This is a genomic window from Pseudoxanthomonas sp. UTMC 1351 (assembly GCF_040948865.1).
Taxonomy (GTDB): domain Bacteria; phylum Pseudomonadota; class Gammaproteobacteria; order Xanthomonadales; family Xanthomonadaceae; genus Pseudoxanthomonas_A.
The window spans coordinates 136,940-154,849 of the sequence record NZ_JAVGJT010000009.1 but is presented as its reverse complement, the minus strand read 5'-3'; the positions used below and the strand labels follow the sequence as shown (position 1 = coordinate 154,849).

At 63.6% G+C, this 17,910-nt stretch carries 13 protein-coding genes; 6 read left to right on the top strand and 7 right to left on the bottom strand.

The annotated features are described in order from the left end of the window. Positions 1–9 precede the first annotated feature (9 nt). The 5 genes from AB6O04_RS07935 to AB6O04_RS07915 all read right to left on the bottom strand — a co-directional run bounded on the left by AB6O04_RS07935 (position 10) and on the right by AB6O04_RS07915 (position 5,664). On the bottom strand, positions 10–666 hold the full coding sequence (locus AB6O04_RS07935; protein WP_368563299.1) for a DUF1080 domain-containing protein: 657 nt from the start codon (positions 664–666) through the stop codon (positions 10–12). A 384-nt stretch (positions 667–1,050) separates the two neighbouring features. Continuing rightward, on the bottom strand, positions 1,051–1,878 hold the full coding sequence (locus AB6O04_RS07930) for a DUF1080 domain-containing protein (RefSeq protein ID WP_368563298.1): 828 nt from the start codon (positions 1,876–1,878) through the stop codon (positions 1,051–1,053). After that, positions 1,869–3,239, bottom strand: coding sequence for a Gfo/Idh/MocA family protein (locus tag AB6O04_RS07925; RefSeq protein WP_368563297.1), 1,371 nt, complete (start codon positions 3,237–3,239; stop codon positions 1,869–1,871). Before AB6O04_RS07925 ends, AB6O04_RS07930 begins: the two co-directional genes overlap by 10 nt. Continuing rightward, positions 3,239–3,862: a gluconate 2-dehydrogenase subunit 3 family protein gene (locus AB6O04_RS07920; RefSeq protein WP_368563296.1), complete on the bottom strand. Its 624-nt coding sequence runs from the start codon at positions 3,860–3,862 to the stop codon at positions 3,239–3,241. The genes AB6O04_RS07925 and AB6O04_RS07920 overlap by 1 nt, the downstream gene beginning before the upstream one ends. After that, the gene (locus AB6O04_RS07915) at positions 3,862–5,664 is read right to left on the bottom strand and encodes a GMC family oxidoreductase (protein WP_368563295.1); all 1,803 of its coding nucleotides are present in this window, start codon (positions 5,662–5,664) and stop codon (positions 3,862–3,864) included. The genes AB6O04_RS07920 and AB6O04_RS07915 overlap by 1 nt, the downstream gene beginning before the upstream one ends. A 339-nt stretch (positions 5,665–6,003) precedes the next feature. Between AB6O04_RS07915 and AB6O04_RS07910 the strand changes: the two genes are divergently transcribed. Both AB6O04_RS07910 and AB6O04_RS07905 read left to right on the top strand, forming a co-directional pair. Further along, complete coding sequence (locus AB6O04_RS07910; protein ID WP_368563294.1) at positions 6,004–9,171, top strand: TonB-dependent receptor; 3,168 nt, start codon at positions 6,004–6,006, stop codon at positions 9,169–9,171. A gap of 61 nt (positions 9,172–9,232) precedes the next feature. After that, positions 9,233–10,978, top strand: coding sequence for a glycoside hydrolase family 9 protein (locus tag AB6O04_RS07905; RefSeq protein WP_368563293.1), 1,746 nt, complete (start codon positions 9,233–9,235; stop codon positions 10,976–10,978). 112 nt (positions 10,979–11,090) lie between these two features. On the opposite strand, the gene AB6O04_RS07900 is transcribed toward AB6O04_RS07905, so the two are convergent. Next, positions 11,091–12,002, bottom strand: a complete 912-nt coding sequence (locus AB6O04_RS07900) for a sugar phosphate isomerase/epimerase family protein (protein WP_368563292.1) — start codon at positions 12,000–12,002, stop codon at positions 11,091–11,093. Between the two features lie 174 nt (positions 12,003–12,176). Between AB6O04_RS07900 and AB6O04_RS07895 the strand changes: the two genes are divergently transcribed. From AB6O04_RS07895 to AB6O04_RS07885, 3 genes are all read left to right on the top strand, one after another. Beyond that, entirely contained in the window at positions 12,177–13,862 is a 1,686-nt protein-coding gene (locus AB6O04_RS07895) for a GMC oxidoreductase (RefSeq protein WP_368563291.1), read from the top strand. Continuing rightward, positions 13,859–14,506, top strand: a complete 648-nt coding sequence (locus AB6O04_RS07890; protein WP_368563290.1) for a gluconate 2-dehydrogenase subunit 3 family protein — start codon at positions 13,859–13,861, stop codon at positions 14,504–14,506. Before AB6O04_RS07895 ends, AB6O04_RS07890 begins: the two co-directional genes overlap by 4 nt. A gap of 153 nt (positions 14,507–14,659) precedes the next feature. Then, positions 14,660–15,568 carry a DUF1080 domain-containing protein gene (locus tag AB6O04_RS07885; RefSeq protein ID WP_368563289.1) on the top strand — a complete coding sequence of 303 codons (909 nt, stop codon included), beginning with the start codon at positions 14,660–14,662 and terminating at the stop codon, positions 15,566–15,568. Between the two features lie 269 nt (positions 15,569–15,837). Here AB6O04_RS07885 and AB6O04_RS07880 read toward each other — a convergent pair whose 3' ends face one another. Then, entirely contained in the window at positions 15,838–16,749 is a 912-nt protein-coding gene (locus AB6O04_RS07880; RefSeq protein ID WP_368563288.1) for a LysR family transcriptional regulator, read from the bottom strand. Positions 16,750–16,821: 72 nt separating this feature from the next. Here AB6O04_RS07880 and AB6O04_RS07875 point away from each other — a divergent pair, with 72 nt between their 5' ends. Further along, positions 16,822–17,757, top strand: a complete 936-nt coding sequence (locus tag AB6O04_RS07875; protein WP_368563287.1) for an NAD(P)H-binding protein — start codon at positions 16,822–16,824, stop codon at positions 17,755–17,757. The last annotated feature ends 153 nt before the right edge of the window (positions 17,758–17,910 follow it).

The following is a 17,910-nucleotide window of genomic DNA, read 5'->3' as shown; positions in this document are numbered from 1 at the left end:
CAGCATGCTTCATGGCAACACACGCACCTTGATGTTGCGGTAGCGCACTTCGCTGTCCGGGTCGTGCGCCTGCAGCGCGAAGGTGCCTGAGGATAGCACCCGGCCACTCATGTCGGCCGGCCGCTCGGGTTGCTCGGGCTGCGTGTAGTCGGCGATCAGTTTGTCATCGACGAAAGTGCGAATGCGGTTACCCTCAACGCGCACGCGCAGCGTGAACCAGACGTTGTCCTTGACCGGCGCCTGGAAGTTGTCCTTGACCGCGTACAGGCCGCCGGTGCGCTTGGGGTCGCTCTGGCTGTTGTTGACCTGCACTTCGTAGCCTTTTGCCGGCCAACCTTGTTCCTGCCAGGCGGTATGGAAGTAGACGCCGGAGTTGGCACCGGGCTTGGTCATGACGTCAAGCTGCAATTCGAAGTCGCGGAAATCGTGACCAGCCACATCGCCGACGTAGAACAGATGCGAACGAGGACCGCGTACCACGATCGCGCCATCGCGCACGTTGAACGAACCCGGCGCCTCGCTGGCGCGCCATCCATCCAGCGTCTTGCCGTCGAACAACGGCTGCCAGGCCTGATCCGCCTGCTTTTGACTGGCCCGTTCTGCAGCGTGCGCGCTCATGCCACTGGCCAGTACCAGGACGCAGGCGCCGAGTAAACGAAAGTACATGCGATTTGTTCTCCAAGTAGACCGGCGCGAGGCCGGCATGGGCGCTTTTCCCTTCTCCCCCTGGGATGAAGGTATGCGGCTTACGACCCATCGGGTCGTGCATGCCTGAATGCCCTGCGTGCTACGCAGGGCCGGGGCGCGAAGCGAGGTGGCGCGCAGCGACGGATGAGGGAATGGCGTGTCCGCTTGTAAAAAAACCTGCTGGCGAGTCATTGCCCTTCCCTCATCCGCCCTTCGGGCACGTGCACTCGCCACATCCATGTGGCTCGCCCTGCGGGCGGCTTCGCCGTGCAAATCGGCAGTCCTGCCGATTTGTCTCCCGGAGGGAGAAGGGAGGGGTCCGTCGGCTCCAGATGACAGAGAAGGATAGAAGCGGCATCACGCTCATTTCGTCACCGGCCGCGCGATTGCGCGGACCCAGATATTGCGAAACGCCACCTGATCACCGTGATCCTGCAACCGCAGCGGCAGCTGCGCGGCATGCGCTTCGTATCTGGGCTGGCCCTGGTAGACGGTTGGCCCGCGCAACGCCACGTCGTGCTGCACCAGCACGCCGTTGTGCAATACGGTCATGCGTGCCGGTGCCAGCACGCTGCCATCGGCGGCGAAGCGCGGGGCAAGAAACAGCACGTCGTAGCTTTGCCACTCGCCTGGCGGCCGACTGGCGTTGACCAGCGGCGGGTACTGCTTGTACACCGAAGCCGCCTGGCCGTTGACATAGGTGGTGTTGCGATACGAGTCCAGCACCTGCAACTCGTAGCGCTCCATCAGGAACACACCGCTGTTGCTGGCGCCCTGCCCCTCGCCCTTGGGCTGCGCCAGCGTGCGGAACTCCAGGTGCAATTGCACATCGCCGAACACCTCGCGCGTGCGGATGTCGCCGCTGCCTGGCGTCACTACCAGCGCGCCGTCCACCACTTTCCAGCGAATCGGCCGGCCGCCTTCTGTCTTTCCTGGGTCCGGTTTCTCGCTTGCATCCACACGCTCCCACGCATCAGTGTCCGTCCCTGCGAACAACACCGTGGCATCGCTAGGCACGCCATTGGCAGGCGCATCGACCTTCGGCGGCACTGGCTGCCACACCTCGGTCTCCTCTGGCGGCGGCAGTGCTTTTTCGCCGGCCGCGGCCGACAGCGCGCAGGTCAGCACCACGGCCGAACACGCTGGACCAGCCAAGCGCCATCGTTTGTTTGAAGCAGGTTTCAGAACCATCCCGGCCGATACTCCTTGTTCAAATACCCATTGGCCTCGGGCACGTTGCTTACGCGAAGCGCCTTGGCATCCCACTCCAACCGCCGTTGCATGCGCTGCGCCAGCACGCCGAGCAGCACCGTCTCGGTGAACGGCCCCGCGTAGTCGAAGTGCGAGCCGGGTGTCGGTCCGCCCTTGCAGGCGCGCGCCCACTCGACGAACGGGCCGCCCAGGACGCGCGGAATGCTGGGTGCCGGCAACGCGATCTGCTGCGCCTTGGCTTCGGGCACGATCCGCACATCGTCGTAGTAGAAACTGCACAGCGCGGTCGCCTTGCTACCGACCACCAGCGTACCCGCTTCTTGATCCAGCATGCGTCCGATCTCGATCTCCGGCGGCAATACCGGCTGGATGCCGCCATCGGACCAGACGTATTTCACCGCTGGCAGTGCACCGCGTTGCGGGAAATGGAACGTCACCACCGATGCGGTCGCAGTACCTTCGGCGGTCGCACCGGCCACCATCGCTTCGACTGCGTCCGGCGCGCCCAAATCCAGAGCCCAGTAAGCACCGTCCATGATGTGACAACCGACGTCGCCCAGCGGTCCGGTACCGAAGTCCCACCAACCTCGCCACTTCGAAGGCGTGTAGGCGGGATCGTAAGGACGCGGTGGCGCCACCCCGAGCCAGGCATCCCAGTTCAGCGTCGCCGGCACCGGCGGGGCGCCCTTGCTGTGGTCCGGCCGTGTCTTCACGGCTGGCCAAAAGTTGCCCGGGCGATCCGTCCAGCTATAAATCTCGCGCACCTCGCCCAGCACACCGGCCTGGACCCATTCACGCAGGCGGCGGCAACCCTCGCCGGCGTGGCCTTGGTTGCCCATCTGGGTAACGACACCCGCCTTGCGGGCGGCGCGCGTCAGTTCGCGTGCTTCCCACACGGTATGCGTCAGCGGCTTCTGGCAATAGACATGCTTGCCCAGCGCCAGCGCGGTCATTGCCGCGGGAAAGTGCATATGGTCGGGTGTGGAGATCACTACCGCATCGATGCGCTTGGCCAGCGCGTCGAACATACGCCGGTAGTCGTTGAAGCGGCGCGCATCCTTCATCCGCGCCCAGCCTTCAGGGTCCTTTTCCGCCGTGCGCTGGAATTGCTTGTTGGCCTGCACCTCGTCGACGTCGCAGAACGCAATGATGTTTTCATCTCGCAACGCGTTGATGGCGCTGCCGCCGACACCGCCCACACCGATCATCGCGATGTTGAGCCGATCATTCGGCCCGAGCCGCCGCACGCGCGGCGCCGCTACGGCGGCACCAAAAGGAGTCGCCAGAACCCCGGCAGCCGCCGCAGCTGCGAGAAAATCGCGGCGCGTGACCGGCGGCATCAGCCCACCCCCACGAGTTTGAGCACTTCCGGCGGCGGGCCGTCGAAACTCGTCAACGGCACGTTGCCGACATAACCCAGGTATTGCCGTCCCTGTGGCGACGTGCAGAACCCACCGATGGTCAGGTCGCGATAACGAGCGAAGAATCCCGCGGCCTCCTTGAACTCGGCGCGTGCCCGGGGCACATAGGCGATGTCGTCGCAGATCTCGGTGCGCTGAACCACGCTCGATCCGGCGAAGCTGCGCGAAAAGCGCTGGTCCGCCTGTGCATCCAGCCAGTCGAATCCGGCCAGGATCACCTTGCGATCAGCCGCTTGTTGCGGATACGGCGCGCTGACCCATTCGTTGATGAAAGCGACCACACCGACCGCGACCGCGCCCGGCGCATTCGCGTCGGCCGGGACGATGAGGTCGCACAGCGCGGTGGCGGTGGCGCGCTGCCGTTCGCTCAGCGTCAGTGGCCAGACCGAATCGGGCCCATAGACCTTGAGCAGGTCCGGGTCGGTGCCGTAGCCCACGCCTGAGGGCAGCCTGGGTGGCGGCTCGGAACTGCAACCGGTCAGGTGCACCAGCGGCAGCGCAGCCGCGCTCAACATCCACTTCAGCGTAGTGCGGCGATCCATCAGAGCTCCTTGCGGCGCATGCGCGCCAGGATGTGATCGGAGGCGCGCCAGGCCAGCGCCATGATCGTCAGGGTCGGGTTCTTGTCGGCATTGGATGCGAAGACTGCACCGTCGGTGATGTAGAGATTGTCCACGTCCCAGGTCCGGCACCACCGATCTGTAACCGAGGTCTTCGGATCGGCGCCCATGATCGCGCCACCCAGTTCATGGATGATCGAACCGCCGGGATCGATCGCCTTGGCGCCGTCGGTCTCGACCTTGCCGCGCACGGTTCCGCCCATGGCCTCGATGATGTCGGCGAAGGTGCGTTGCATGTGCACGGCTTGGCGCCTCTCGTGTTCGGACCACTGCCAGTGGAAGCGCAGCACCGGAATGCCCCACTTGTCCTTCACCTGCGGGTCGATCTCGCAGTAGGAATGCTCATTCGGGATCATCTCGCCGCGGCCGGCGAAGCCGACGAAGGACCCGTAGTAGCGGCGCGCGTCCTCCTTGAACTTCTGGCCGTAGCTGCCGCCGGTGAGCGACTCCAGCCCCGCGGCAGTGTACAGGTCGGGCATGCGCCGGCCGCCGCCGAACTCGATGTGGTAGCCGCGCGCGAAACCGAGCTTGCCCGCCTGTTGCTCCTTGTAAAGCCACCACGGCGAATACATGTGACCGCCGTCGGCACCGTCCTCGTTGTGCAGCGGCAGGTTCTCCAGCAACGGCACCTGTCCGGTCAGGTCGGTGCCGACGGTATCCATCAGATACCGGCCGACCTTGCCGCTCGAGTTCGCCAAGCCGTTGGGGAACGAGGTGGATTTGGAGTTGAGCAAGATCCGCGCTGTCTCGCAGGCGCTGGCCGCCAGCACCACGACGCGCGCGGTAGCGGTGTATTCGTTGCCGCTGGTTCTGTCGATGAAGCGCACGCCTTCGGCCTTGCCATTCGCACCCAGCACCGTCTCGCGCACCATCGCATCGCAGACGATGTCCAGCCGGCCGGTCGCCAATGCCGGGGGAAGATGCACGGTAGTCGACTGATAGTTGGCACCGGTCGAGCAGCCGCGGCCGCAGGGCGTGGCCCACCAGCAGGCCGCGCGGCGCAGCATCGATTCGCGCAGGATCCGCTGTGCTTCGGGGTTGCCCGGATGCAGCTTGGCCGGCAGGTTGTCCGCATCCAGACGACGCGTCAGCACCGCGCGGTGGCCGGCGATCACCGGAACTCCCAGGCGCCCGGCGCGCTGCTTTACCAGCAAGTCGCTGACCTTGGGCTTGGGCGGTGGCAGCAATACGCCGGGAGACGAATCGGGCGTGTTCTCCAGGCCGTCGTTGTCGCCGTACACGCCGATCAGCATCTCGACCTTGTCGTAGTACGGCGCCACGTCGGCGTAATCGATCGGCCAGTCGAAGCCCAGGCCGTCGCGGCTGTAGGGTTTGAAATCATAGGGACCGTTGCGCAGCGATATGCGGCCCCAGTGATTGGTGCGGCCACCGAGCATGCGCGCGCGCCACCAGTCGAACCGGCCGGCATGATCCTCGCTTGCGTTGACGTACGGTTCGCCAGGTACCTGCCAGCCGCCGTCGACGGTGGCGTCGTAGAAACCGAAGTTCTTTTCCGGCGTCGAGGTGCCGCGTAGCGGTGCCTGGTCCGGGGTCTGGAACATCGGCGTTTCGGTTTCCGGCTTGTAGTTGCGCCCGGCTTCGAGCATCAACACTCGGGCGCCTTCCATGCACAACGTGTAAGCGGTCTGGCCGCCGGCTGCGCCGGAGCCCACCACGATGACGTCGTAAATCGGCTCCAGCTTTCCTGCAGTGACAAAGGGCATTAAGCGACCTGGCAGCGGCGGGGTGACGTTACCTTACGGCACCGTTGCGTGCGGCCGCAACGGGGCGTTCAGCGAGCGCAACTGGCCGGAGCAAACATACGCCGTGCGCCCAAGGGGTGGCCCGGGGGAGTAAGACAGGGCGATTGGATGCAACGCGATCAGGCCGAAACGGGTGTTCACTAATTCCCATATCCGCGCCGTTATCCGAATTTCGCCCACTCCAAAAGGGGAGTGCGCCGCAAAGAAGATAGCGCTACCATCGAGCGACCCCCGGCCAAGAGGCCGGGGAATAGCAGGTATCCAATCGCAGCATTCAAGTGCCCTGGGGAGGGAACTGTAATGTCGAAGCATTCGGTTTGTGTCGCCCGCCAAAGTGCGGCGCGTCTGTCGCGTCGCTCCCAACCTTCCACATTGGCACTAGGCGTTGCACTGGCACTGTGTGCCGGCGTGGCGCACGCGCAGGACCCAAGGGAACCGCAGGAGCAGGAGGCAAGGCGGACGGACCAAGCCGTCGACTTGGATGCCGTCGTCGTCACCGGCGTACGCGGCAGCGTGATCCGCGCGCAGGAAATCAAGCAGGACGCCGAACAGATCATCGACTCGGTCACTGCCCAGGACATCGGCGCGATGCCCGACCGCAGCGTCACCGAGACCCTCAAGCGCATCAGCGGCGTCACCGTCACCGGCTTCGCCGCCCGCGACGATACCGACCACTTCTCTGCCGAAGGCAGCGGCGTGATGATCCGCGGCCTGACGTTCGTGCGCGGCGAACTCAACGGGCGCGACGTGTTCACCGCCAATGGTGGCCGCGGCATCAGCTTCGAGGAAGTATCGGCGGAACTGATGGCGGGCGTGGACGTGTACAAGAATCCCTCGGCCGAGATCATCGAAGGCGGGCTTGGCGGCACCATCAACCTGCGTACCCGCATGCCGTTCGACGAGCCGGGGCGCAAGATCGCCGGCAGCGCCGACTACAACTACGGCGACAAGGCCAAGGACGCCCGGCCGTCCGCCTCGTTCCTGTTCAGCGACCGCTGGCAGACCGGCGTGGGCGAGATGGGCTTCATGGCCAATGTGTCCTACTCCGAACTGGCCACGCAGTCCGACGGCATCCAGATCCAGCCTTATTCCCGTCGCGGCCGCATGCCTGCCGAACAGCCGGAAGGGCTCGAATGGGTCTACGACTGGGAGCAGGAAGAATGGGTGTCGTCCGACAGCCAGCGTGACCTCCTGCTGTCCGGCACCGACCGCGACCACGTATTCGTGCCTGGTGGCGTCAACTGGCGTCGCACGGATTTCGACCGCAAGCGCCAGGGCGGCGCCTTCGCGTTCCAGTGGCGGCCCAATGACGACACCGAGATCTACACCCAGTTCATCACGTCCAGGTACGACATGACCTGGCGCGAGCACTTCATGGAGTACACCGGGGCGGGCGAGGCCAACAACACAGATAACTGGACTGGCGACCCCAACTACTTCGGGAATGCCTACGACGGCGGCGATGGCCTGGCGGACCGCACCAACAAGCTCATCCCGATGCCGGGCACGCAGTTCGAGTATGACGAAAACGGCCGGTTCCTCCGGGGCAGCATTCGCCTGGGTGGCTGGCGCGGGCAGCCGGGGGACAACTCGAACGGCATGTACCAGGGTCCGGGCATCCAGTTCGCGGCCGGCAATCGCTACAACGTGCAGTCCTCGAAAACCACCGACTGGTCGGCGGGCTTCAGGCACTTCATCACCGACAACTTCATCGTGCGCGGTGACTTCCAGTACGCGAAGGCCACCAGCGATCAGGTCGACTTCTCGGTCCACACGTCGACCCTGCTCGAAGGCATCCACCTGGACCTGACCGGCAAGTATCCGTCGGTGACGCTGGATCAGCCGGACAGGGCCTTGCAGCAGGACAGTTACTTCTGGCGCTCGGCGATGGACCACCTGGCCGACAACGAAGGCCACGAGCGTGCCGGACGCGTGGACTTCGAGTACAACTTCCAGGACAGCAACTGGTTGCGCATGGCCCGTTTCGGCGTGCGCGTGGCCGACCGCGAATACACCAGCCAATCCACCACCTACAACTGGCAGCCCATCAGCGACGACTGGAACAGGATCGAGAACCCGGATCCGACCCGGCCGCCCGTGGCATGGCTGGATCAGTTCTACCCCTCCGCGTCGACGCTGTATTCGATGAACGACTTCTTCGGGGGGGAAGCCAATGTCCCGACCCGGTTCTGGGCGGCGCAGGACGGCTTCGTGGATATCTCCCGGGTCAACGCCACGTTGGCGACCATCCCCGGCGCACAGTGGAGCCCGGTTGGCTTCACGCCCGATGCCATCAACCAGCAGCGTGAGCGCACCCAGGCCGGCTACGGCATGCTGTACTTCGGCAATGACGAATTGCGCAATCCGATCGACGGCAATGTCGGCGTGCGCGTAGTCAAGACCAGCGTCAAGAGCGTGGGCGGCGGCCTGATGCCGGACATGGTCGGTTCCTACGTGGAAGATGTGGTGCCCGAAATGGACGAGCTCTTCCATGGTCAGGCGTTCACCAGCCAGGTGAGCACCTCATACACCGACGTTCTGCCCAGCTTGAATCTGCGCGTGCGCTTCGATCATGGGCTGCAGTGGCGTTTCGCGGCGTCCAAGGCCATCGCACGGCCGGAATTCCGCCTGATGCAGAACTGGATCACCCTGTCGGCCAACGCGGCAGGATGCGCCCAGGCCCGCGAGGATGGACTGCGCACCGAGTTGTGCGGGCCGGATGACCTGGCCTACAGCGGCAGCGGCGGCAATCCCGAACTGAAGCCGATGCGCGCCGATCAGTTCGACACCGCACTCGAGTGGTACTTCGGCCCTGCCAACAGCGCGTACATCACGGTGTTCCGAAAGGACGTGAAGGATTACTTCGCGACGTCTCTGGGCACCGAGATCATCGACGGGCGCACCTACCAGATGACCCGTACCCGCAACCTGGATGAAGGCAGGATCCGCGGCTTCGAGCTGGGATATTCGCAGTTCTTCAATTTCCTGCCCGGTCTCGGCGTGCAGGCGAACTACACGTTCGTGGACAGTTCGGGCGGCACCAACGTCGACGTCAGCCCCCCCGACGGGGCGCCGATGCCCAGCGAGGTTGCGCTAGATCTGCCTCTGGAGGGCCTGTCCCGTCGCAGCTACAACCTGATGGGCATCTACGAGCACGGCCGGATCTCGTTCCGCCTGGCGTACAACTGGCGCTCGCGGTACCTGCTGACCAGCAGCGACGTGATGCCGGCGATGCGCCAGCCTGTGTGGAACGACGACTACGGCCAATTGGACGGTTCGTTCTTCTTCAACCTCAACGACAACATCCAAATCGGTCTCCAAGCGAACAACCTCACCAACAGCACCACCAAGCTGTTGATGGGCCCACGCGGATACAGGCGCGACGGTTTCGTCGACGAAACGCTGTACAACCGCGCCTGGTTCGAGAACGATCGCCGCTACTCAGTCGTACTGCGGGCCAAGTGGTGATGCCGCGGGATTCGCTGCAATCGTGGCGAAGCGGATGACCGGCGTACGCTGGAGGGCCCGCATGCAGCGGGGCCTGCTCACCTCGCTCCTGCTGCTGTGCTTGCCGCTGCTCGCCCATGCCGGCGACGCCGCGGTGGCGGTTATACAGCTCAACCAGATCGGCTACCTGCCCGCCGCCCACAAGCTGGCGGCGGTGCCGACGGATGCCGATGCCGAGGCGCGCTTCGTCGTCGAAGATGCCGCCACGGGAGAGCCGGCGTTCGCCGGCGAACTCGGTGCTGCGGCAACATGGCCGCCGTCGAACCAGCGCGTGCGCATCGCCGATTTTTCCGCGCTGGAGACTCCGGGGCGCTACCGTCTGCGTATCCGGGGTCTGCCGCCGTCGGACGAGTTCGTCGTGGGCGACGATGCCTACGCCGCATTGGCGGCGGCAAGCCTGAAGGCCTTTTATTTCAACCGCGCCAGCATGGCGTTGGAACCGCGATACGCCGGGCGTTTCGCCCGCGCTGCCGGGCATCCGGACAACCGCGTGCGCGTGCATGCGTCGGCGGCATCTGAAGCGCGGCCCGAAGGCACCCTGCTGTCCGCCCCGAAGGGCTGGTACGACGCCGGCGACTACAACAAGTACATCGTCAATTCCGGTATATCGACCTGGACCCTGCTCGCCGCATGGGAAGCCTTCCCGCAGGTGTTCGCCGCCCAGGATCTGGGCATTCCCGAAGGCGGCGATGGCGCCGCCGACCTGCTGCACGAGGCGTGGTGGAACCTGGCGTGGATGCTGGACATGCAGGATTCCGCAGACGGCGGCGTGTATCACAAGCTCACCACTTTGCAGTTCGCTGGCATGGTCATGCCGGCCGACGCGCGCGCGCCGCGCTACGTAGTGCAGAAGAGCACCGCGGCCGCACTGAATTTCGCCGCGGTCATGGCCCAGGCCAGCCGCGTGTACGCGCCGTTCGATGCGCAATTTCCCGGCGCCTCGCAACGGATGCTGTTGGCGGCGCGCGCAGCCTGGGCATGGGCACAATCCTACCCGCAGGCGTTCTACCGGCAGCCAGCCGACGTAGCTACCGGCACCTACGGCGACGACCGGCTGGACGACGAATTCGCCTGGGCGGCGACGGAACTCTACATCGCCACCGGCGAGGACGCGTTCCACGATGCCTTCGCGAAGCGCAGGGTGAAGGCTGGCGTGGCGTCGTGGTCCAGTGTCGGCGGCCTGGCATGGATTTCGCTGGCCGCACATCGCGAACGCTTGACGCCGCGCGCGTCGCGGGCGGAGATCGAGCGCGAGGTGGAAAGCGCGGCCGCGGCGCTGCTGCGCCAGTGGCAGGGTTCCGCCTATCGGCTGGCGATGCGCGAGGAGGATTTCGTCTGGGGGAGCAACGCGATGGCGTTGAACCAAGCCATGCTGTTGGTGGAGGCTTATCGCCTGAACGGCAAGCGCGACTACCTGGATGCCGCGCAATCGCAGCTGGACTACGTGTTGGGCCGCAATCCGTTGGCGCGATCATATATCACCGGTTTCGGCGCCCGCCCGCCGATGCACGTGCATCACAGAGTGTCCGAAGCCGATGGCATCGTCGACCCGGTGCCCGGTTGGTTGGCCGGCGGCCCGAACCCCCGGCAGCAGGATGCGAAGGACTGCAGTGGGCACCCCTATCCATCGAAGATGCCGGCGCTGTCGTACATCGACGCTGTCTGCAGCTATGCCAGCAACGAAGTGGCGATCAACTGGAACGCGCCGCTGGTGTACGTTGCCGCCGCCTTGCAAGCGCTGACAGCGCGACAAGGGGATGACCCGTAGTCACCGGCGCGAAACACGCCTCACTCGCATGCCGCGGTCCGGACAACAGGCCACCATGGCGATCGCATCGACGACGGTCGAGCGTACGTACCCAGGCTGCCCCGTCAGCGCGTCACGCTTTCAGACGGCGAAGGTAATCGAAACTCAGCTTCACGCTTTCCAGCGGCGGCCGCTCGAAATTTTCCTGCTCCACGAAGTGGTGGCGGATGCGCTGCGGATCCATCGCGGCGAACAACTTCGGCCAATCCACGCGGCCATTGCCGATTTCGGTGGTCTGCGCATCGACGCGATCGAGCACTGTCTTGGCGTCCTTGCGCACGTCCTTGATGTGCAGCAATGAGATCCGATCGGCATGTTGCGTAAGCAACTGCAACGGATCTGCACCGGCCGCGACGACCCAGGCGATGTCGAGTTCCATCGTCACCAGCTTCGGATCCGTCAGCCGCAACAGTTCGTCATAGGCCACCACGCCGTCGTACGCGCGGAACTCCATGTTGTGGTTGTGGTAGCCGCAGGTGATGCCCGCCTTGCGCGTGAGTTCGCCCAAGCGGTTGAGCTGCTCGGCATTCCATTTCCAGTCATCCAGGGTCATGCCGGCGGCGAGCGCATTGCCATCCTTGAAACGCTCATCCGCAGTCGACGGAAACGAGATCACGATGTATCGCGAACCGATGGCCTGCGCGTAGTCGATGCGCTGCTGGAAGTCCTTCTGCGCATCGGCCATGCCGCAGTGCATGCTGGGCGCGGTCAGGCCGTTGTCGCGAAGCATGGACAGCACCTCGGTGGTGGTCGCTTTTGGTATGCCCGCGAACTCGACTTCGCCGTACCCGATCGCACTGACCGCCTTCAGCGTGGCCGGCAGGTCCTTCGCGACCTCGTCGCGGAGTGTCCACAACTGCAGTCCGATCGGTTTATTCAGGGGTCCGAGGCGCGGTTTTGCGGCATTCGCGGCAAAGGCATCAAGGGAAGTCATCGCGGCAAGCGCCAGTGAACTGCGTTGGAGAAATGCACGTCGGGTCAACATGGTGTTCCCTTGCCCCTTCAAAAAATGTATCGGTTGATATCCATCTAGCAATGTTGCATTGCGACAACTTCATCGCGCCGCCCGTTGTCTGATGTTCGTTTTGATTCGGCGTTGCGATATTACTCACTTTTCGCGGTAGAGTCGTACTGAGCGTGGGCTTGAGGAAGCGAAGGTATGGCGGCTGAGAATAATTCTTTTGATGCAATCGTGGTCGGCACCGGCATCAGTGGTGGATGGGCTGCGAAAGAACTGACCGAGAAGGGATTGAAAACCCTGGTGCTCGATCGCGGGCGGATGGTGGAGCATGGCGATTACCCCACCACCTCCGATCATCTCTGGGAGCTGCCGTATGCCGGCCGCCCCACGCAGGAAGAAGGCCAGCAGCAGATGGTCGCGCAACGCAGCGGTGCGCTCTCGCAAGCGACCAAGCATTGGTTCGTCAACGACGTCGATCATCCCTACGTTGAAAAGCAGCCTTTCGCGTGGATACGCGGCTATCACGTCGGTGGCCGTTCCATCATGTGGGGCAGGCAGTCGTACCGCTGGAGTCCGATGGATTTCGAGGCCAACGCGAAAGAAGGTATCGGCGTGGACTGGCCCATCCGCTATCAGGAGCTCGCACCGTGGTACGACCACGTGGAAAGTTTCATCGGCGTGAGCGGACAAGCAGAAGGCTACGAGCAACTGCCCGATGGAAAATTCCAGCCACCGATGGCGATGAATTGCGTCGAGCTGCACTTGAAGCAGGCGATTGCCGACAAGATGGGGCGCGCGATGACCATCGGCAGGACCGCCAACCTCACCGCACCGCTCGCACACAGTCCCCAGCGCGGCACGTGCCAGTATCGCAACCTGTGCATTCGCGGTTGCCCTTTCGGCGCTTACTTCAGCAGCAACTCCAGCACGCTTCCCGCGGCGGAGAAAACCGGCAACATGACGCTGCGGCCCAACTCGATCGTCTACGAACTCATCTATGACGCCAAGAACGACCGAGCCAGTGGCGTGCGTGTGCTGGATGCTGAAACCAACGAGCAGATGGAATTCCACGCCAAGGTGATCTTCCTGTGCGCGTCCACGTTCGGCTCCACGCAGATACTGATGAATTCCGTCTCCAGCCGGTTTCCGGAGGGGTTCGGCAACGACAGCGGCGAGCTCGGCTGCAACGTCATGGATCATCACCTGGGCGTCGGCGCCTCGGCGATGGTCGAAGGCTTCGAGGATAAGTATTACACCGGCCAGCGCCCGAACGGCATCTACATTCCGCGCTTCGTCAATATCGGCAACGACAAGCGATCCTACCTGCGCGGCTTCGGTTACCAGGGCGGCGCGGAGCGAGCCGGATGGACCCGACTGCTCAAGGATTCCACGCTGGGTGCGGACCTGAAGACGAAGGCCGCGGAACCCGGACCATGGCGGATGGGAATGATGGGTTTCGGCGAAACTCTTCCGTATCACGACAATCGCGTCACCCTCGATCGCACGCGCAAGGACAAGCATGGGCTTCCCGTGCTGGCGTTCGATGCCGTGATGCGCGAGAACGAACTGAAGATGCGCAAGGACATTGCGTCCGAGGCCGCAACCATGCTCGAAGCCGCGGGATTCAAGGATGTCAACGAATTCCATGGTGGCGACCAGCTGGGCCTGGGCATCCATGAGATGGGCACCGCACGCATGGGCCGGGATCCGAAAACCTCGGTGCTCAATGCCTGGAACCAGATGCATGCTTGCAAGAACGTGTACGTCACCGATGGTTCCTGCATGACGTCTGCGGCCTGCCAGAACCCATCGTTGACCTACATGGCGTTGACGGCGCGCGCCGCGGATCACGCCGTCCAGGAACTGAAGCGGATGAACATATGAAGACCGACATGAACCGCCGCGAGGCGATACGCCGCGTTGCCTTGCTGATGGGCGGCGCGGTTTCGGCGCCGGCCATTCTTGGCGTGCTCAGTGGCTGCTCGGCCGAGCCCGACACGGACGCCGCAGGCAAGAAAACCGAATGGAAGCCGGTGTTCCTCACCCAGGCGCAGGTCGCATTGGTGGCGGAAGTCGCCGAGATCATGATCCCGCGCACGGATACGCCGGGCGCGAAGGATGCCGGTGTTCCGGCCTTCATCGACAAAATGATGAAGGACGTCTATCCGAAGGAGGATCAGACGCACTTCCTTGCCGGGCTCGCGGATTTCGAAACACAGGCGAAGCGCGAGCACGGGCGCGCATTCCTTGAGCTGGAGCCGGCGCAGCGCGCGGCGATGGTAAAACAGTTGCACGATCCGGCCGTCGAGGAGGAGCGAGAGGCGACACTTCCGCTTTCCGAACGGCGGCGTCCTTTCATTCTCATGATGAAAGAACTCACGATGCTCGGCTATTTCATGTCCGAACCCGGCGCCACCCAGGTATTGCAGTACCGCCCGGTTCCCGGCGCGTATCACGCGTGCGTGCCACTGAAGCAGGCGGGAAAAGGGGGCAGGACGTGGGCCACGGAGACGAGCTGGCGGTTTTGATCTACTCGCCGGAGTGCCGACATAACCATCCTTGTGGGAGTCGCACCGGCATGCCGGTGCGGGTGAATCGCGACCGGAAACATCAACGTCGCGACTCACGTCGCTCCCACAAGGAATGACGCCATTGCCTCGCACGATAATTGGGACTGACAGATGAATCCGCAACTCACGCGCATCACACGAGCTGGCCGCTGCATTTTCCTTCTGGCTGCATTGTCTGCAGGCAGCGCTGCGGCGCAGACGTCCGCTGAAAAAGAGGAATGGATCTCGCTGTTCAACGGCCGTGATCTCGACGGGTGGACGCCGAAGATCGCCGGCCACGCACTCGGGGATAACTTCGCCAATACATTCCGCGTCGAAGACGGACTGCTCAAGGTGAACTACGACCAGTACGAATCCTTTGGCAAGAAGTTCGGGCACCTCTTCTACAAGGATCCGTTCTCCTACTATCGCCTGGTGATGGAATACCGCTTCGTCGGTGAGCAGGCGCCGCATGGTCCCGGTGTCTGGGCGTTGCGCAACAGCGGCGCGATGCTGCATTCGCCGCATCCGCGCACGATGGGGCTCAATCAGGACTTCCCCATTTCCGTCGAAGTGCAATTCCTCGGCGGCCTGAGCGATGGCAAAGCGCGCTCCACCATGAATCTATGCACGCCGGGAACGGATGTCGTGTATGAGGGTTCGATCTATCCCGAACACTGCCTCAGCTCCGCGTCGAAGACCTTCGACGGCGACCAATGGATCCGCGCCGAGGTCCTGGTGCTGGGCAGCGGCCAGATCACTCATGTCGTCAACGGCGAGGAAGTGCTCGAGTACGCATTGCCGCAGTTCGGTGGCGGCGCGGTGGCGGATTTCGATCCCGCCGACAAACCCGACGGGAAGCTGATCGAAGGCGGCTACATCTCGTTGCAGAGCGAATCCCACCCAATCGAGTTCCGCAAAGTGGAACTGCTCAACCTGGCCGGCTGCATGGACAACACCGCAAGCAATTACAAGCGCTATTACGTCAAATCCCAGCCTGAAAGCTGTGTGTATGCGAAAGGTGTGAAGCCTGCGAAATAGCGCCGCCGCGTAGCAAGAGCTCGCGCCGAGACGGCGCTCCTACAACGGCAACAGCAGCTTCTGTAGGAGCGCCGTCTCGGCGCGAGCTCTTGCTTCGGAGAGCGCCCCGGGTGCGCTGCGCTTACCCTGGCTACGGGAGAACATGCATTTGGAAGGGGCCACGGGGATTTGCTGCTGCATCTTCGTTCTTAAGAGCAAGAGCAAATTCTCCTTGGTCCCCCTTTTAAAAAGGGGGAGTGAAGCGCGCCACCTATCTCCCGACGAGCGTCCTACCTATCACCGACCGAGGTGCGTACGGCTTCCTTCGCAAGATCGATGAAGGCACGCGTTTTGGCGGGTGCGGCGATGTTCCCGGGATACGCCGCATGGAGAAACATCTTCCTGCTCGTCCAGCCAGGAAAGAGACGAACCAGGCGTCCTGCTTCCACCTCGGCGCGCAGGTCGGCCATGCTCGGAAAGAAAGAGATGCCTGCGCCCTGCATCACCAATTGCATTACCGCGTCGGTACTCGCCACCGATATCGCGCCGCGCAGCTTCACGCGCAGCTTGCGTCCGCCGCGCTCGAGATCGAGCGACCAAGGCGTGGGCAACAGCGACAGCGCGATCCACTCGTGGCGCGCAAGGTCAGCGGGCTTGCGCGGGGTGCCATGCCGTGCGAGGTAGCTGGGGGCCGCGACGGTCCATATCTGGAGTTCCTCAAGCACCACCGCGCGAAGACTGGAATCAGCCATCGGGCCAATGCGGATCGTGAGATCGAAGTGTTCGGCGATCAGGTCGAGCTTGCGGTCCGTGGGCACATAGTCGACGCGCATCGCGGGATAACGTTCTCGATAGCTTGCGATCCATCGGGCGACCATGCTGGCCGCTCCCTGAGGGCTGGTAAGCCGCAACGTGCCCGAAGGCTGCGCGCGCCCTGTGCGTGCGCGCTCCATCGCAGCCTCGGCGCCGGCCAGCAGCGCGCGGCAGTCGGCAAGGAACGATTCACCGGCTTCGGTGATGGCGAGCTTGCGCGTGGACCGCTGCAGCAACTGCGCACCCAACTCGCGCTCGAGCAGCGTGACGGCCTGGCTGACGGCGGACTTCGTCGTATTCAGGCGTTCTGCCGCGGCGGTGAACGATCCCGCCTCCGCCACGGCAACGAATGCCGCCAAACGGCTCAAGGAAATAGCGGGAGCTCTCATCTGGGTCGTTCTCCTTAACTGAACAATGAATTATTGCCCGGACGCTTTTTCGAAACAATTCTGGCGCGCAGCATGGCACCTATCGACTCAACCACTGACAAGGGTGCTGCCATGTACGTACTGCTCGGCTCGAACGGAAACATTACCTCCAAACTCGCCACGCTTCTTCTTGCGCAGGGTGCCGCGGTCCGCGTCGTCGGCCGCAACGCAAGCTCGCTCGGTCCACTCAAGGCCGCCGGTGCAGACATTGCCGCCGGCGATGTCGCTGATGCGGACTTTCTCGGCAGTGCTTTTGCAGGCGCCACGGCCATCTACACCATGATCCCGACCCCGTATTCCGCGCCCGACCTGGACGCTTCGCTGGACCAGATCGGAACGGCGATCGCACAAGCGATCATCGCGGCCGGTGTGAAGCGCGTCGTCAACCTCAGCAGCACCGGCGCACATCTGAGTTCCGGCACCGGACCGATCGCCGGCCTGCATCGCCAGGAGCAGCGCCTCAATGCGCTCGCCGGCGTCGACGTGCTGCACGTGCGTCCCGGCTACTTCTTCGAGAACCATCTTCTCGCGATCGATATGATTCCTGCCATCGGCGTGTATGCAGACATGACCGCAGCCGACACACCGCTACCCATGGTGGCTACCGCCGATATCGCGCAGGTCGTAGCGCGCGAGCTGCTCACGCCATCCGCCCCAGGCAAGCGCGTACTTCACCTGCGCGCGCCGCGTCTCTACTCGATGCGCGAATCCACGGCGTTGCTCGGCGCGGCCATCGATCAACCCGATCTGGCGTACGTGCAGTCCGATCCGCAAGAAGGCAAGGCGGCGCTGATGGAGCACGGTTTTTCCGCGAGTACCGCCGCGGCGTTGGAAGAAATGAGTTTCGCCTTCTCTAATGGACTCCTGAACGGTGAGTACGAGAAAGGCCCGACGGAGATCATGCCGACGACGTTGGAGGATTTCGCGGCCAATGTTTTCAAGTCCGCGTACAAGGCTAGCGTGGGCTAGAGCGCTTTCGAGTCAAGTGTTTACAGCGCCTCTTTACTTCGTCACTCCCGCGAAGGCGGGAGCCCAGCGCCTGAAGAGTTATGCAGAGTATCAACACGCTTCTTCGACCGCCTCGCTGGGACGATTGACTCTGCGTAGACACGACGGGTGATC

What these genes read in the sequence shown, in the direction of transcription:
- AB6O04_RS07935 (WP_368563299.1), bottom strand. Translation starts at nt 666, where the DNA reads ATGTACTTTCGTTTACTCGGCGCCTGCGTCCTGGTACTGGCCAGTGGC.
- AB6O04_RS07930 (WP_368563298.1), bottom strand. Translation starts at nt 1,878, where the DNA reads ATGGTTCTGAAACCTGCTTCAAACAAACGATGGCGCTTGGCTGGTCCA.
- AB6O04_RS07925 (WP_368563297.1), bottom strand. Translation starts at nt 3,239, where the DNA reads ATGCCGCCGGTCACGCGCCGCGATTTTCTCGCAGCTGCGGCGGCTGCC.
- AB6O04_RS07920 (WP_368563296.1), bottom strand. Translation starts at nt 3,862, where the DNA reads ATGGATCGCCGCACTACGCTGAAGTGGATGTTGAGCGCGGCTGCGCTG.
- AB6O04_RS07915 (WP_368563295.1), bottom strand. Translation starts at nt 5,664, where the DNA reads ATGCCCTTTGTCACTGCAGGAAAGCTGGAGCCGATTTACGACGTCATC.
- AB6O04_RS07910 (WP_368563294.1), top strand. Translation starts at nt 6,004, where the DNA reads ATGTCGAAGCATTCGGTTTGTGTCGCCCGCCAAAGTGCGGCGCGTCTG.
- AB6O04_RS07905 (WP_368563293.1), top strand. Translation starts at nt 9,233, where the DNA reads ATGCAGCGGGGCCTGCTCACCTCGCTCCTGCTGCTGTGCTTGCCGCTG.
- AB6O04_RS07900 (WP_368563292.1), bottom strand. Translation starts at nt 12,002, where the DNA reads ATGTTGACCCGACGTGCATTTCTCCAACGCAGTTCACTGGCGCTTGCC.
- AB6O04_RS07895 (WP_368563291.1), top strand. Translation starts at nt 12,177, where the DNA reads ATGGCGGCTGAGAATAATTCTTTTGATGCAATCGTGGTCGGCACCGGC.
- AB6O04_RS07890 (WP_368563290.1), top strand. Translation starts at nt 13,859, where the DNA reads ATGAAGACCGACATGAACCGCCGCGAGGCGATACGCCGCGTTGCCTTG.
- AB6O04_RS07885 (WP_368563289.1), top strand. Translation starts at nt 14,660, where the DNA reads ATGAATCCGCAACTCACGCGCATCACACGAGCTGGCCGCTGCATTTTC.
- AB6O04_RS07880 (WP_368563288.1), bottom strand. Translation starts at nt 16,749, where the DNA reads ATGAGAGCTCCCGCTATTTCCTTGAGCCGTTTGGCGGCATTCGTTGCC.
- AB6O04_RS07875 (WP_368563287.1), top strand. Translation starts at nt 16,822, where the DNA reads ATGGCACCTATCGACTCAACCACTGACAAGGGTGCTGCCATGTACGTA.